The sequence below is a fragment of the Roseospirillum parvum genome, from assembly GCF_900100455.1.
GTDB classification, from domain to species: Bacteria; Pseudomonadota; Alphaproteobacteria; order Rhodospirillales; family Rhodospirillaceae; genus Roseospirillum; species Roseospirillum parvum.
The window spans coordinates 73894-89470 of the sequence record NZ_FNCV01000002.1; the positions used below are offsets into that span (position 1 = coordinate 73894).

The following is a 15577-nucleotide window of genomic DNA, read 5'->3' on the forward strand; positions in this document are numbered from 1 at the left end:
GGACCCATACCGAAAATGAGCAAGACCACATGCACCCAGGGAATTCCCCCGTACCCGCCGACCGTGATCGGCGGCGAGGACGGATTAAGGATCACCCTGTGGATGTCGCCCGAGGCCCACGACCTGGACGGCGCCCTGCCGTTGATCCTGGAGCTGAACGGTCGTCCGCTGTGGCACGGCGGCGGTGACGACTGCCGTCGGCCACTCTACTGGTTCTGGGAGGACCTGCTTGACTTCCTCGGCACACGCTGGGCCCATCTGCTGTTCCAGGAGACCTACCCCCTGGGACTGACACCGCTTATGCCGGCTGACCTGTGGAAAGACCTTGAGGCCCGGTGGGACCGCATCCAACCGGCCGAAGAGGTGATGGACGACGAGGACGAGGCAGTCCACCGCTTCGAGGATTCCCATAACCTGGCCTTTTCCACCTCCGGCATGAGCCTGCCCAGCCTTCTTGTGATGCGCGAAGGCGCCTCCATGCTTCTTCAGGCCGGCACCGAGCCACCTGTGCGGCGCCCCTTTGACGAGGTGGTTAGAGTCCTGGAGCAGACTGGCGATGCCCTGTTCGACGCCCTGGCGGGCAATCCGCGCGACGGAGTCGCCGAAGCCAGGGCTGCGTGGCAGGCGCGCTGGGAGATCGAGCCCGAGCGCCTGACCCGACTGCGCACCGGCCTGGACCCGGCCCGCCTGAACAACGTGAGGATTCCCCCATCCACGCCGCCGCGCAACCGTCGTGAAGCAGCCAGTGATGATGAGTTTCGGGCCGTTGCCAGAATGATTGGAAACCACCTGGACGACGCCCATCTCAATCGGGCAATCGACTGGATAGGACAGCAGCCGCACAGAGAAACGCCAGAGGTGGATCGTATCGCGGAAACGCTGCGGCAGGATATTATTGCTAAACCACACTTCGGGACGCAGAAGTTTTTCGAGCAGGGGCGCAAGATCGCACTCTGGTTCCGCAGGTTTCTGCAGCTGGACCCCGAGGACCCGGTCGACCCTCAATCTCTGCTGGCCGATTGGGGTATACCTGTTCATACGCAGGACCTTGGACCGCCCGAACTCAATGCGTTGACGTGCTGGGGGCCCAACCATGGGCCGGCAATCCTGGTCAACATGAACGGGAAATTCAGTAGCAACCAGAACGGCAGACGCGCCGTTCTGGCCCACGAGGTCTGCCACCTCCTGGTAGACCGCCACGACGCCCTGACCGTTGCCGAGGTTTACGGGGGACTCGCCCCCGGTGGACCGGAAAAGCGGGCCAACGCCTTTGCCGCCGAGTTGCTGGCCCCCCAGCAGGCATTGATCGAACTCCACCGGCAACTCGGACGGCCCCCCATCAAGCAGACCCTGGCCGAAATCCAGGCACGCTACAGCGTGTCGGTGCATTTGGCCGCCCAACAGTTAAGAAATGCCGGGCGGACAAGTCTGTCCGACGCCGACATGCGGGCTCTTGACAGCATCTGCGATCACGACGCTGACGCTGCCTAACTTTGGAATGGCAAGCCGTTCTTGGCACTCCGGATGCCCTGCCGCCCTATCGATGGATCACCGACGACCTAGGTTCTCCCGGGCCATTCTGGCGGTACCTTCGAGCCAGGGACCGCACGCAAGCACACCAAGGCTAGGGCGAAACGTCTCCTGACAGCAACATGGGGGCTTGCTTCGGGGGGCGGGGTATCGCATATACTCCGCCTCGGAAGGCCGGCGGCGGACGGGCGCCTCGCCAACCCGGTCAGGTCCGGAAGGAAGCAGCCGCAACGAGTTTCCGTCCGGGTCGTCGTTCGGTCTTCCACCCCTTACCCAGAGCTTCCCGACAGGTCGCCCGAGGGAGGATCGAGGGTGGAACCGCGCCCCCCTTTGGCCGCGCCCTTTTTGGCCGTGCCCCCTTGGGGGGAGCGCCGCGCCACCTCTTGATCCTGACCGCGCAGCCTGACCGCGTGCCCTGTCCGCTCCCTTGCCAGGGGTCGCCCCGATGACCGAGCAGCCTCCGCCGCCCGACACGCCGGCGGCCGACAGCCCGGCGGCCGACGGCCCGGCGGCCAGAACCCCGCCAGCGACCCGCGGCGCCTCCCAGACCCCCTACACCGTGCTGGCCCGCAAGTACCGGCCGGCCGACTTCTCGGCCCTGATCGGCCAGGAAGCGCTGGTCCGCACCCTGTCCAACGCCATCGCCCGTGGCCGGCTGGCCCAGGCCTACATGCTGACCGGGGTGCGCGGGGTGGGCAAGACGACCACGGCGCGCATCATCGCCCGCGCCCTCAACTGCATCGGCCCCGATGGCCAGGGCGGCCCCACCGTCACCCCGTGCGGGGTGTGCGAGCATTGCCGGGCGATCGCCGAGGACCGCCACGTCGACATCCTGGAGCTGGACGCGGCCAGCCGCACCGGGGTCGGCGACATGCGCGAGATCCTCGACGGGGTGCGCTACCGGCCGACCTCGGCGCGCTACAAGATCTACATCATCGACGAAGTGCACATGCTCTCCACCCAGGCCTTCAACGCCCTGTTGAAGACCCTGGAGGAGCCGCCGGCCCATGTGAAGTTCATCTTCGCCACCACCGAGATCCGCAAGGTCCCGGTCACCGTGCTGTCGCGCTGCCAGCGCTTCGACCTGCGCCGCGTCGAGGCCGAGACCCTGGCCCGCCACTTCGCCGGTATCGCCCAGGCCGAGGGGGCCGGCATCGAGGCCGAGGCCCTGGCCCTGATCGCCCGGGCCGCCGATGGTTCGGTGCGCGACGGGCTGTCGCTGCTCGACCAGGCCATCGTGCACGGCGCCGGCACGGTCGAGGCGACCCAGGTGCGGGCCATGCTGGGGCTGGCCGACCGGGCCGCCGTGTTCGACCTCTTCCAGTCGCTGATGGGCGGCGACATCGCCGCCGCGCTGGACCAGCTGGCCGACCACCACCGGGCCGGCGCCGACCCGCTGGTGGTGGTGCAGGACCTGCTCGACGTCACCCACTGGGTGACCCGGGTCAAGCTGATCCCGGCCAGCGCCGACGACCCGGCGATTGCCGAGGCCGAGCGCACGCGCGGCCGCGAGCTGGCCCAGACCCTGTCCATGCCGGTGCTCTCGCGGGCCTGGCAGATGCTGCTCAAGGGCCTGTCCGAGGCGCGCGGCGCTCCCTCCACCCTGCAGGCGGTGGAAATGCTGCTCATCCGGGTCGCCTTCGCGGCCGACCTGCCGAGCCCCGAGGACGCCCTGAAGGCCTTGAAGGACGGCCGTGGCGAGGCCGGCCAGCCGCCCCGGGGCCCCGCCACGCCGCCGTCCGGACCGGCCGCCGAGGCCTCGGCGCCGCCAACTGCCGAGTCGCCGGCCCCGGCGCCCGCCTCGACCGACGCCGCCTGCCCGGGCGACTTCGATGCCGTGGTCGCCCTGTTCGAGGCGCGCGGCGAACCGCGCCTCGCCGCCCACCTCAAGCGCGACGTCAGGCTGGTCGCCTGCGCCCCCGGGCGGCTGGAGCTGAACCTCGACCCCGATGCTCCGCTGCCGCCCGACTTCCTGCCCCGGCTGCGCCAGCGGCTGTCCACCTGGACCGGCCGGCTGTGGGTGGTCGAACGCTCGACCCAGGCCGGGCTCGACCCGTTGAGCGCCCGCCTGCTCGCCGAGGCGCGCCAGGAGCCGCTGATCGCCGCCCTGCTCGACGCCTTTCCCGGGGCCAAACTGCGCCTCGAACCCTTAAGCGAGATCAACCCGCCGCCCCCCGAACCCGAGATGGAGATGGAGATGGACATGAACTGGGACGCCGACAGCGCCTTGTTCTGACCCGCCTCCGCCACATCCCCAAGTTCCCAAGTTAGAGAGAAGGACCCCATCCCCGATGAAGAACCTCGGCAACCTGATGAAGCAGGCCCAGCAGATGCAGACCAAGATGGCCGAGATGCAGGAAAAGCTGGCCGAGACCGAGGTCACCGGGTCGAGTGGGGGCGGCATGTTGACCGTCACCGTCACCGGCAAGGCCGATGTGCGCTCGGTCAAGATCGACCCCACGCTGGTCGATCCCAACGATGTCGAGGTGCTGGAGGACCTGATCGTCGCCGCCTTCGCCGACGCCAAGGCCAAGGTCGAGGAACTGGTCAAGACCGAGATGGACGAGGTGACTGGCGGCCTGGGCCTGCCCGGCGGCATGCAGTTGCCGTTCTGACCTCCGTCCCCGCCGCCCCGGCATGAGTGATGACGGCGCCCGCATCGGCCACCTGATCCAGTTGCTGGCCCGGCTGCCCGGCCTCGGCCCGCGCTCGGCCCGGCGCGCCGCGCTGCATCTGGTGAAAAAGCGCGACAGCCTGCTGGTGCCGCTGCTCAAGGCCCTGGAGGGGGTGGCCGAGACGGTCGCCCCCTGCACCATCTGCGGCAACTACGACACCATCAATCCGTGCGCCATCTGCGCCGACCCGGAGCGCCAGCCGGGCCTGCTCTGCGTGGTCGCCGAGGTGGGCGATCTGTGGGCCCTGGAGCGCGGCGGCAGCTTCCCCGGGCGCTATCATGTGCTGGGCGGCCTGCTGTCGCCGCTCGACGGCATCGGGCCCGAGGACCTGGGCCTCGACCGGCTGACCGCGCGCTGCCAGAGCGAGCGGGTGGAGGAGGTGATCCTCGCCCTGCCGGCCACCGTCGACGGCCAGACCACCGCCCACGTCATCGCCAAACGCCTGGGCGGGGTCGGCACCACCGTCTCCACCCTGGCCCAGGGCGTGCCCGTCGGCGGCGAGCTGGACTACCTGGACGACGGCACCCTGTCGACCGCGCTGAAGGCCCGCCGCCCGGTGCTGTGAGGCGCCAAGGGGGCGCTGCCCCCTTGGAACCCCCGCCGGGGGGACCAGGGGCCCCCCCGGACCCCCGCCGTGACTTAAAACCCCACCCAGGGGGGCAAGCCCCCTGGGTGGGGTTTTGATTCATGGTGGGGTCTGGGGAGGCCCCTGGTCCCCCCGGCGGGGTTCAAAGGGGCAGCGCCCCTTTGCGTCTCACGGCGTCAGGCTGGCGATCAGCTCGCTGGCCTGGGGCCAGTCGCGGCACAGGTCGGCCCGGTTGCCGTGCTGGTAGTCGTTGAAGTCGAAGCCGGGGGCGACGGTGCAGCCGAGCAGGGCGACATCGCCGCCGGGGACCAGTCGCGCCCCCTGCCAGGTGCCGGCGGGGACGACGCTTTGCACCTGCTCACCGGCCACCAGGTCGTTGCCCAGGGTGACCATCTGGTGGGAGCCGTCGGGATAGAGCTGAAGCTGCTCCACCGGGTCGCCCAGGTAGAAGTGGAAGACCTCGTCGCTGGCCAGCCGGTGCAGCGCCGAAACGGTGTCCGGGGTCAGCAGGTAGTAGATCGCGGTGGAGACACTGCGCGCCCCCGGATAGCGCGGCGGCAGGGCATCGGCCCCGACCACGTCCGGGCAGCGGTAGGTTTCCAGGAACCAGCCGCCCTCGGTGGGGTGGGGCTGAAGGCCCAGGTGGTCGATGATCCACTGGGCGGCGGGCGGCGAGGTGGGCATCTTGAGGCTGGCCGGGCGCAAAGGGGAAGGACAGCGACCAGCATGGCACGGCCCGCCGATGTGGACCACCCCCGAGCGTGCCCGCCCCCTACCGCTCGCCCAAGCGGGGCAGCAGGTCGGCGAAGTTGCAGGGCCGGGTGCGGCTGTCGAGCTGGCGGCCCAGGATGCCGGCCCAGGCGTCGCGGCAGGCCCCCGGCGAGCCGGGCAGGGCGAAGATCAGGGTTTCGCCGGCCACCGCCGCACAGGCCCGCGACTGGATGGTGGCCGCCCCGATGCTCTCGTAACTCAGCCAGCGGAACAGCTCGCCGAAGCCGGGGATGTCCTTGTCGCGCACCGCGGCCAGGGCCTCCGGGGTGACGTCGCGGCCGGTGATGCCGGTGCCGCCGGTGCTCAGCACCACCTCGACCCCGGGGTCGGCGATGAAGGCGCGCAACGCCGCCTCGATGACCGGCTGGTCGTCGCGCACCAACTGACGCGCCGCAAGGTGGTGGCCGGCCTCGGTCAGGAGTTGGGCCAGGGTGTCGCCGGAGCGGTCGTCGGCCATCCGGCGGCTGTCGGAGATGGTCAGCACGGCGATGGCCAGCGGCCGGAACGGTTTGTCCACGCCCTGGCTCATCGCGCCGCCTCCCGGGGCACCCGCGCCACCTGCCGGGCAAACTTGCCGGCAAGCTTACCGGCAAACTTGCGGGCGACTTGAGGCGCCGGCGGGACGTCCTGCGGCTGGTAGGTCGGCCAGTCGCCCTCGACCACGGCATCCAGGCTCGGCGTCGGCTGGCCCAGGCGGTCGCGGTAGATCCAGAAGTTGGAGACCACGCGCTCGATGAACACCCGGGTCTCGTGGCTGGACAGGCTTTCGATGAACAGCAGCGGGTCGTCGTGGTGGCGGTCGGGGTCGAGCCAGCCGGCCAGACGCCCCGGCCCGGCGTTGTAGGCGGCGGTCAGGCGGAACAGGTCGGGGCCGACCTGGGGCAGCTCCATCAGGTGCTCCAGGTAGGCCTGCCCCAGGTAGAGGTTGACGGCCGGCTCGGCCAGCCGGCGGGCCAGCTCCGGCCGCCCCAGGCGCTCGGCCATCCAGCGCGCGGTGGCCGGCATCAACTGCATCAGGCCGCGCGCCCCGGCCGGGCTGCGGGCCTGGGGATCGAAGCCCGATTCCTGGCGGATGAAGGCCAACACCAGGGCGCGGTCGACCCGCCAGCCGCCGCTCGGCGTCCACGGCGCCTCGGGGAAGCGGCCGGCGACCCGGATCGGCCCCACCGGATCGCCCAGTTCCGCCCCCAGACGCATGGCCAGGGCCGGACGGCCGGCGGCGTCGGCCAGACCGAGGATGGCCCGGGCCAGGGGGTCGTCGTCATTGGCCAGGGCGCTGGAGGCCAGCTTGCGCAGCTCGCCCTCGGCCAGGGCCGGGCGTCCCACCTGGAACAGGGCCAGGGCGCGCCGCCCGGCCGGCGTGGCGGCGATGCGCTGAAGGTCGGCGGCGTCCGGGCGGCTGTCGTCCCAACGCGGGCGCAGCGGCAGGCCCAGGGCGCGGCGGGCCAGGACGCCGTAGAAGGTGCGCGGATACTCGGCGGCGACGGCCAGCCAACGGCTGACCGTGTGCGGCCGGTGATCCTTCAGGTTGGCCCGCGCCGCCCAGTAGGCGGCGGCCGAGACCAGCCAGCCGGAGACGCGGTCCGGGTCACTGGCGGCCAACGCCTCGAAGTGGCGGCGCGCCTCGGCGATGTGGCCCAGGCGCCAGTGGGCCAGTCCGGCCGGCCAATGGGCCAGATGGTCGGCGTGCGGCCCGGCCAGCGCCTCGCCGGCCCATTTCAGCACCCAGTCGTCGTGCCCGTCGACGAAGTAGGCATGGGCCAGCGCCCCCTTCATGCGGTGGCGGTCGGCCGGGGTGAGCAGGGCGAAATCGTCGTCCTCGGTGATCAGGCGCTTGACCGACAGCGTCCAGCCGTTGCGCAGGCGGTGCCGGAAACGGCGCCACAGGCGCTCGGCCCGGGCCTTCTCCGTGGCCGCCAGATGGCGGTAGCTGCTTTGCCGCAGGCGCACCCCGCCGCCGTGCTCGCCCGATCCGGTGAGCATGCCGCCGGCCGGCCGGGGCAGGGTACGGGCCAGATCGCGACCGCCCTTGCGCTCGGCCAGATGGTGGATGCGCCGGGCCTGGGGCAGGTCGGCGTAGGCGCCCAGCCAGGCCTTCAGCTCGACGAAACGGCTGCGGTAGGCGCTGGGGTGCAGGTAGCGTTGGGCCAGCAGGTGGCCGAGCAACAGGCGGTCATCGAGGCGGGCCATCAGCCGTTCGGCGGTGGCCATGTCGCCGCGCTCCTGGCGCTCGAAGATGCGCCGGTAGAGGTCGGCCTGATCGGCCGCCAGCGGCTCCGGCAGGGGGGCGGCGCGCACGGCATCGGCCCCGGCCAGCAGCAGCGCGGCGAGCAGGACCAGCAGCGACAGCCGGCGCAGAACGGCAAGGGAACGGCGGGGGAAGGCGGGGGAGGCGATGCGCGTCATGGGCCCGGGTCTACCCACCGAGGCCCAGGCTGTCCAGCTTCTGGCGCACCGCCACCAGATCGCGCCAGGCCAGCCTTTTCTGCTCCGGCGAACGCAGAAGGTAGGCCGGATGGAAGGTGGCCAGGGCGGGCACCGGCCCGGGCAACCCGGGGGTGGCGTAGTCGCGCCACTGGCCGCGCAGACGGGTGATGCCGGCGCTTTCGGCGAACAGGGTCTGCGCCGCCAGCCCGCCGACCAGGATCAACAGGCGCGGGTCCTTGAGGGCGATGTGGCGCTCGATGAAGGGCACGCACAGGGCGACCTCGGTGGTGTCGGGCTTGCGGTTGCCGGGCGGCCGCCAGGGCAGGATGTTGGTGATGTAGCAGTTCTCGCGCCGGTCCAGGCCGATCGAGGCCAGCATGCGGTCGAGCAGCCGCCCCGAGGCGCCGACAAAGGGCAGGCCCAAGCGGTCCTCGTCGGCCCCCGGGGCCTCGCCGATGACCATCACCGGGGCCTCCACCGGGCCATCGGCGAACACGGTGTTGGTGGCGGTGTCCTTGAGCGGACAGCCGGTGAACGAGGTCAGGGCCTTTTGCAGGGCTTCCAGGCTGGTCGCCTGGGCGGCGGCGTGGGCGGCATCGGCCTGCCCGGCCGGCACCGCCACCGCCCGGCCGCCGGGAGGGCCGCCGGGGCCGGGCTGAAAGGCGGGCCGGGGCCGGGCCGGCGCGGCCGGGCGGTCGGGGGTCGACATCGGCACCACGGCCAGCGGGGGCGGCTCGGGGGCCTGGGTGCGGTCGGGCGCCGTGGTCCCGATGGCGACGTCGATCCCGGCCTCCACGTACCACGCCAGCAGGGCCCGGGGGTCGGCCGCCAGGGCGGCCGCCTCGGCCTTCAGGACGTCCGGGCTCATGCGGCCGGCCCGGTGGGTTGGGCCTGGGGCGCCGGGCTGGCCTCGGGCTGGGCCGGGTCGGGCGGCGGGAAGGCCTCCGGGCGGTCCTCGGGCAGCATGGCGGGCAGGCTTTCCACGTACACCGACTGGCTGGGGAAGGCGAACGAGGTGCCGGCCTCCTCGACGATGCGCTTGATCTCGAAGGCCAGCCGCTCGCGGATTTCCAGCCAGTCGCCCCAGCGCGTGGTGCGGGTGAAGCAGTAGACCATGAGGTCGATGGAGGACGGCCCGAAGCCCTCGACGCGCACGAAGGTGGACACCGCCGGCGGCTTGGCGAACTCGGGCTGCGAGAGGATGTGGCCCAGGATGCCGTCGCGGATGGCCATCAGCTGCTCAAGGGTGGTGTCGTAGGTGACCCCGATGACCCAGTAGATGCGCCGGTAGGTCATGGCCGAGAAGTTGGTCACCGCGGCATCGGACAGCGCCGCGTTGGGCACGTAGACCGGGGCCTGGTCGAAGCGGCGGACCAGGGTGGAGCGGAAGCCGATGTGCTCCACCGTGCCTTCGACCACCCCATCGACGCGAATCCACTGGCCCACCGCGAAGCGCTTCTCGCCGATGATGAGAAGCCCCGAGATGAGGTTCTTGAACAGATCCTGGGCCCCCAGCGCCACCGCCACGCCGAACAGGCCGAGGCCGGCGATCAGCGGCGCCACCTCGATGCCCCAGGTCTCCAGGATGGTCGCCACGCCGAGCGCGATGAAGGCGACCTTCACCGCCTTGACCAGCCACGACACCAACTCGCGCGAGAACACCTTCTCCAGCCGCCGGGCGACCACCGACAGCGGCTCGACCAGCCGGTAGAAGGCCCAGAAGATGTTGAAGGCGACCAGCGAGCTGACCAGGTTGCGGAAGAAGGTTTCGGTCAGCCCCTCGAAGGCCATGTACTGGCCGGCCATGAACACGCCGACCACGATGGGAATGAAGCGGATCGGCCCCTCGATGGCGGTGAGCACCCGGTTGTCGGTCTCGGTGCGGGTGCGCGCCGCCCAGCCGGCCAGCCGCTTCAAAACGAAGCGGGTGAACAGCCGGCGCAGCAGCAGGAAGCCGATGAGGATGGCCAGGGCGACCAGCACCCGGCCGATGTCGACCCCGAACACGCCCTTCTCCCAGACCTCCATCACCACCGCCCAGAACTCCGCCAGCCAGGCCTTGGGGGTATCGAGGAAGGACCAGTCCATGGGGAGACTCCGGGTTGGGGCGGCGGGCGGGATGGCGGGTGGGACGGCGGGCGGGACGGCGGGCGGGACGGCGGGCGGGGCCGGCAGTCTAGCCCACCCCCCCGGGCCGGGCCAAGGTGGTCCGCGGCGAGGTGGGCCGCTCAAGGTCGGCGTTTACAGGCCCGGTACCATCCTCTAGGACCATGGTGTATACAAACCGCCACCAGACCCTCGTCCCACCCGCCGGCCCGACGCCGGCAGCCAGCGGAGCCCAGCATGAGCGATACCGACAGCGCCCAGGACACCCGCCCCGAAGCCCCGGCCCGGGAGAGCATGGAATTCGACGTGGTCATCGTCGGCGCCGGGCCGTCCGGCCTGTCGGCGGCCATCCGCCTGATGCAGCAGGCCGAGGCGGCCGGCCGCGAGCTGTCGGTGTGCGTGCTGGAGAAGGGCTCCGAGGTGGGGGCGCACATCCTCTCCGGCGCCGTCATCGAGACCCGGGCGCTGGACGAGCTGATCCCCGACTGGAAGGACAAGGGCGCCCCCCTCAACACCCCGGCCGGCAAGGACCGCTTCCTCTTCCTGACCCAGGGCAAGGCGATCCCGCTGCCGCCGCCGCCCTCGATGCACAACGACGGCAACTACATCGTCAGCCTGGGCAACGTCTGCCGCTGGCTGGCCGAGCAGGCCGAGGGCATGGGCGTCGAGATCTACCCCGGCTTCGCCGCCGCCGAGGTGCTCTATGACGACAACGGCGCGGTCCGGGGCGTGGCCACCGGCGACATGGGCCTGAAGCGCGATGGCACCCCCGGCCCCAACCACGAGCCCGGGGTGGAACTGCACGCCAAGGTGACGGTGTTCGCCGAGGGCTGCCGGGGCTCGCTGACCCGCCAGCTGATCAGCCGCTTCGAGCTGGCCGCCGACAGCCAGCCGCAGACCTACGGCATCGGCATCAAGGAGCTGTGGGAGGTCGACCCGGCCCAGCACCAGCCGGGCAAGGTGGTGCACACCATCGGCTGGCCGGTCTCCTCGGACGTCTACGGGGGCAGCTTCCTCTACCACCTGGAGGACAACCAGGTGGCGGTCGGCTTCGTGGTCGGGCTGGACTACACCAACCCCCACCTGTCGCCCTACGACGAGTTCCAGCGCTTCAAGACCCACCCGGCGGTGCGCCCCACCTTCGAGGGCGGGCGGCGCATCGCCTATGGCGCCCGCGCCCTGTCCGAGGGCGGCTTGCAGTCGCTGCCCAAGCTGACCTTCCCGGGCGGCCTTCTGATCGGCGACACGGCGGGCTTCCTCAACGTGCCCAAGATCAAGGGCACCCACACCGCCATGAAGTCGGGCATGCTCGCCGCCGAGGCTCTGTTCGAGCACCTTTCGGCCGACACCCCGCCGGCCGAGGTGGCCGGCTACCCGGAGCGCCTGAAGGACTCCTGGCTGTGGGCCGAGCTCAAGGAGGTGCGCAACATCCGCCCCTCGTTCAAGTGGGGGATGTGGGGCGGGCTGGCCTACTCGGCGCTCGAGGCCTACCTGTTCAAGGGCGCCATGCCGTGGACCATCGCCCACGCCCACGCCGACCACGAGACCCTGAAGCCGGCCGACCAGTGCCCGCCCATCGACTACCCCAAGCCGGACGGCGTGCTGACCTTCGATCGGCTGACCAACGTCGCCTTCTCGGGCACCAACCACGAGGAAGAGCAGCCCTGCCACCTGACCCTGAAGGACGCCAACGTGCCGGTCGAGGTCAATCTGGCCCGCTTCGCCGGCCCGGAGGCGCGCTTCTGCCCGGCCGGGGTCTACGAGTTCGTGGAGGACGCCGAGAAGGGCGGCCAGCGCTTGCAGATCAACGCCCAGAACTGCGTCCACTGCAAGACCTGCGACATCAAGGACCCGACCCAGAACATCGTCTGGGTCACCCCGCAGGGCGGCGAAGGGCCCAACTACCCCAACATGTAGACCCTCTCCCGGAGGCGGACCGCGACCATGGCCACCAGACGCATCTCCACCGGCTCGCCCTTCGAGGCGCGGATCGGCTATTCCCGGGCCGTGGTCTCGGGGGACTGGGTCTTCGTGGCCGGCACCACGGGCTATGACTACGCCACCATGACCATGCCCGAGACGATCGAGGCCCAGTGCCGCAACACCCTGGCCACCATCGAACGCGCACTGAAAGAGGCGGGCGCCAGCCTCGACGACGTGGTGCGCGTCCGCTACATCGTGCCCGACGCCGACGAATGGCCGAAATGCTGGCCGATCACCTCGGCCGCCTTCGCCAAGGCCAAGCCGGCGGCGACCATGCTCTCGGCGGCGCTGCAAAGCTCGGACATGAAGATCGAGATCGAGGTCACCGCCCGATTGCCCGGCACCGACCCGCAAACCTGAGCCCCGGGCGACCCACCCCCTACCCAGCGGCGCCGCAAGGCCCTAGATTGAGGGCTCATCATGGCGGGGCGTGGCCCCGTCCCGCCCCCCCCATCAGGCCCGACGGACCCGGCATGGCCCCTCGCCCCCCTCTTTCCCCCTTCCGCCTCGGCTCGGCGGCCCTGCTGCCCGCCCTGATGCTGGCCGCCTGCGCCGCCGGCACCCCGGACCAGCCGGACCAGCGGGATACCCCGGCCCAGGTGGCGCTGGACGGCCGCCCGGGGCTGAGCCAGATGACCCACGCCGCGCCCCTGGCCAGCGGCAGTCTGGCCGGTGCCTTCCTGGCCGGCCGCCAGGCCCAGTTCGAGGGCGACCCCGAGGCCGCCGCCAGCCATTTCGCCGAGGCCGCCCGACTGGCCCCCGAGGCGCTGGCCCTGAAACGCCGCGCCGCCTTCTTCCTGACCACCGCCGGCCGCTTCCCGGAGGCCGTGCCGCTGGCCCGGGAGGTCATGGCGGCCGACCACGACGAGGCCTCGCTCAGCCGCCTCATGGTGGCCACCGATCAGGCCGCCCGGGGCGATTTCCCCGGCGCCCTGGCCACGCTTGCCGAAGCCAGCAGCGAGGGCGGACTCAACCAGTTGCTCATCCCCCTGGTCCGCGCCTGGCTGATGGTCGGCGACGGCCGCCCGGCCGAGGCCCTGGAGGTGGTCGTGCCGCTGGCCGAGGCGGAGGAGCCCTTTGCCCGCCTGTTCGCCTTTCACGGCGGCCTGATCGCCGCCCAGGCCGGCCAGCGGGCCACCGCCGCCGAGCTGTTCGGCCGCCTCACCGAGGTGCCGGAAGAGCTGCCCCTGCGCACCGTCGAGGCCATCGCCGCCTTCCGGCTGGCCGACCCGGACAGCGCCCCGGCCGGCCGCGACCTGATCGCCACCTACCTCAAGGCCCATGGTGAGTCGCGCCTCGCCGCCGATCTGCTCGAACCGATGCGGCTGGCCCCGGTGGCCCCGCCGCCGCCCATCACCAGCGCCGCCGACGGGCTGGCCGAGGCCTTCCACGGCACCGCCAGCAACATGGCGCAAAGCCAGGCCCTGGATACCGCCCTGCTGTTCATCCATCTGGCCCTGGCGGTGAAACCCGAGTTCGACTACGCGCTGATCCTCAAGGGCGATCTGGCCAGCCGCCAGCGGCGCCCGGTGGCCGCCGTCGCCGCCTATCGGGCAGTGCCGGCGGACTCGGCCTTCACCTATCTGGCCCGCCAGCGCGCCGCCGACAGCCTGGGCCGCGCCGAGCGCCTGGAGGAGGCCCGCGAGGCCTTCGAATCCCTGGCCGCCGACTGGCCGGAGCGCCCCGAACCGCTGATCGACCTGGGCGACCTGTTGCGCCAGAACGAGCGCTTCGCCGAGGCGGTGGAGGCCTACGACCGCGCCTTCGCCCGCCTCGATCAGGTGCTGCCCCGCCACTGGTCGTGGCTGTACGGGCGGGGCATCGCCCTGGAACGCTCCGGACAGTGGCCGCGCGCCGAGGACGACTTTCGCCAGGCGCTTGCCCTGGAGCCCGATCAGCCCTTCGTCCTCAACTACCTGGGCTACTCCTGGCTGGACCAGGGAATGCACGTGGAAACCGCCAAGGACATGATCCAGCGCGCCGTCGCCCAGCGTCCGCGCGACGGCTACATCGTCGATTCCATGGGCTGGGCCGAATACCTGACCGGCAACCACGAGGCCGCCGTCGAGCACCTGGAGCGGGCGGTCAGCCTGACCCCCAACGACCCGACCATCAACGACCACCTGGGCGACGCCTACTGGCGCGTCGGCCGGCGCCTGGAAGCCGGCTACCAGTGGCAGCGCGCCCTGAGCTTCGACCCCGACCCCGAGTTGGCCGACACCATCCGCGCCAAACTGGACGACGGACTGGACGACGCCCCCTCGACCAACTAGGGCCTGTGGACAACCATCTTGGGGTCTCGGTTTGGCGCAATCGGCCCGGTTTTAGGAGTGAGGACGAAGGACATGCCGAGCATATTCGAGGACGAACGACGCGGAACCGGGCCGATTGCGCCAAACCCCTTCGGGGCGGGGCCCATTTCGCCCCTGAGCGGCGTCAGGCTTGGCTTGTGGTGGGGCACACCACGGCGCCAAGCCTTCCTGGTCAGCGACGAAATGGGCGCCGCCGAGGCCCCAACATGATTGTCCACAGGCCCTAGAGCCCCCGCCCCGGATCGCCCCATGTTCCCCGACACCTTCCAGCAGGCCCCGGGCGTTGCCGTCCATGGGCCGGGCGTGCGCGCCCTGGCCCCGGCCAAGGTCAACCTCTACCTCCAGGTCACCGGACGGCGGCCCAACGGCTATCACGAGCTGGACAGCCTGATGGTCTTCGCCGACGTGGGCGACATCGTCGAGGCCAGCCCGGCCGAGGACCTGTCGCTGTCCGTCGGCGGGCCGATGGCCTGCCGCCTGGGCCGCGAGTTGCCCGACCCCGACGACAACATCATGCTGCGCGCCGCCCGCCGGCTGGCCGAGCTGATGGGGGTCGCCGCCAAGGCCCGCCTGCACCTGACCAAGGTGCTGCCGGTGGCCGCCGGCATCGGTGGCGGCTCGGCCGACGCCGCCGCCACCCTCAAGGCCCTGGCCACCCTGTGGGGCGACCCGGACGCCGCCGACAGCCCCGAAGTCGCCGACCTCGCCCTCGCCCTGGGGGCCGACGTGCCGGTGTGCCTCGCCGGGCGGGCGATGGCGGTGAGCGGCATCGGCGAAACCCTGACCCCCGCCGTCGCCCTGCCCGAGGCCTGGCTGCTGCTGGTCAACCCCGGGGTCGGGGTGTCGACCCCGGCCGTCTTCAAGGCCCGCCAGGGGGACTTCTCGCGGGCCGCCCCGCTGACCACCCCGCCGGCCGACGCCAGCGCCCTGGGCGCGGCCCTGAAAAGCCGCCGCAACGACCTCGAGGCCCCGGCCCGCCAGCTCGCCCCGGTGATCGGCCAGGTGCTCGACGGCCTCGCCGCCACCGCGCACTGCCGGCTGGCCCGCATGTCGGGCAGCGGGGCCACCTGCTTCGGCCTCTACGACAGCCCCGACACCGCCCACGCCGCCGCCGACGCGCTGGCCCGGGCCCACCCCGAGTGGTGGCTCGCCCCGGCTCCCCTGCGCCGGGGGTGAAGGCGGCCCCC

13 protein-coding genes and 1 other RNA gene are annotated in these 15577 nt (G+C 71.6%); 9 read left to right on the top strand and 5 right to left on the bottom strand.

Annotation, left to right across the window (positions count from 1 at the left end; translation table 11 throughout):
* Positions 1-15 precede the first annotated feature (15 nt).
* The 5 genes from BLR95_RS03395 (at position 16) to recR (ending at position 4770) form a co-directional block, all read left to right on the top strand.
* Complete coding sequence (locus BLR95_RS03395) at positions 16-1491, top strand: ImmA/IrrE family metallo-endopeptidase (RefSeq protein WP_092615465.1); 1476 nt, start codon at positions 16-18, stop codon at positions 1489-1491.
* A gap of 208 nt (positions 1492-1699) precedes the next feature.
* Positions 1700-1796, top strand: an RNA gene (gene ffs, locus BLR95_RS03400) — signal recognition particle sRNA small type.
* 179 nt (positions 1797-1975) lie between these two features.
* On the top strand, positions 1976-3766 hold the full coding sequence (locus BLR95_RS03405; protein ID WP_092615468.1) for a DNA polymerase III subunit gamma/tau: 1791 nt from the start codon (positions 1976-1978) through the stop codon (positions 3764-3766).
* Between the two features lie 55 nt (positions 3767-3821).
* Complete coding sequence (locus BLR95_RS03410) at positions 3822-4145, top strand: YbaB/EbfC family nucleoid-associated protein (protein WP_092615471.1); 324 nt, start codon at positions 3822-3824, stop codon at positions 4143-4145.
* A gap of 22 nt (positions 4146-4167) precedes the next feature.
* Complete coding sequence (gene recR / locus BLR95_RS03415; RefSeq protein WP_092615474.1) at positions 4168-4770, top strand: recombination mediator RecR; 603 nt, start codon at positions 4168-4170, stop codon at positions 4768-4770.
* Positions 4771-4959: 189 nt separating this feature from the next.
* Here the strand turns inward: recR and BLR95_RS03420 are convergent, their stop codons facing one another.
* From BLR95_RS03420 to BLR95_RS03440, 5 genes are all read right to left on the bottom strand, one after another.
* Positions 4960-5475: a cupin domain-containing protein gene (locus tag BLR95_RS03420; protein ID WP_092616454.1), complete on the bottom strand. Its 516-nt coding sequence runs from the start codon at positions 5473-5475 to the stop codon at positions 4960-4962.
* Positions 5476-5563: 88 nt separating this feature from the next.
* On the bottom strand, positions 5564-6091 hold the full coding sequence (gene moaB / locus BLR95_RS03425; RefSeq protein WP_092615477.1) for a molybdenum cofactor biosynthesis protein B: 528 nt from the start codon (positions 6089-6091) through the stop codon (positions 5564-5566).
* Positions 6088-7968 (bottom strand): lytic transglycosylase domain-containing protein, encoded by a 1881-nt coding sequence (locus BLR95_RS16190; protein ID WP_092615480.1) that lies wholly within the window; start codon positions 7966-7968, stop codon positions 6088-6090. Before BLR95_RS16190 ends, moaB begins: the two co-directional genes overlap by 4 nt.
* 10 nt (positions 7969-7978) lie before the next feature.
* A complete protein-coding gene (locus BLR95_RS03435) occupies positions 7979-8857 on the bottom strand; it encodes a uracil-DNA glycosylase (protein WP_092615483.1) in 879 nt (292 codons plus the stop codon).
* Positions 8854-10077, bottom strand: a complete 1224-nt coding sequence (locus tag BLR95_RS03440) for a mechanosensitive ion channel family protein (protein WP_092615486.1) — start codon at positions 10075-10077, stop codon at positions 8854-8856. The genes BLR95_RS03435 and BLR95_RS03440 overlap by 4 nt, the downstream gene beginning before the upstream one ends.
* A gap of 255 nt (positions 10078-10332) precedes the next feature.
* Between BLR95_RS03440 and BLR95_RS03445 the strand changes: the two genes are divergently transcribed.
* The 4 genes from BLR95_RS03445 to BLR95_RS03460 all read left to right on the top strand — a co-directional run bounded on the left by BLR95_RS03445 (position 10333) and on the right by BLR95_RS03460 (position 15566).
* Positions 10333-12012: an electron transfer flavoprotein-ubiquinone oxidoreductase gene (locus BLR95_RS03445; protein ID WP_218119476.1), complete on the top strand. Its 1680-nt coding sequence runs from the start codon at positions 10333-10335 to the stop codon at positions 12010-12012.
* 27 nt (positions 12013-12039) lie between these two features.
* The gene (locus BLR95_RS03450; RefSeq protein ID WP_092615489.1) at positions 12040-12438 is read left to right on the top strand and encodes a RidA family protein; all 399 of its coding nucleotides are present in this window, start codon (positions 12040-12042) and stop codon (positions 12436-12438) included.
* 113 nt (positions 12439-12551) lie between these two features.
* Positions 12552-14351 (top strand): tetratricopeptide repeat protein, encoded by a 1800-nt coding sequence (locus BLR95_RS03455; protein WP_092615492.1) that lies wholly within the window; start codon positions 12552-12554, stop codon positions 14349-14351.
* A gap of 288 nt (positions 14352-14639) precedes the next feature.
* Positions 14640-15566 (top strand): 4-(cytidine 5'-diphospho)-2-C-methyl-D-erythritol kinase, encoded by a 927-nt coding sequence (locus tag BLR95_RS03460; RefSeq protein WP_092615495.1) that lies wholly within the window; start codon positions 14640-14642, stop codon positions 15564-15566.
* Positions 15567-15577 lie beyond the last annotated feature (11 nt).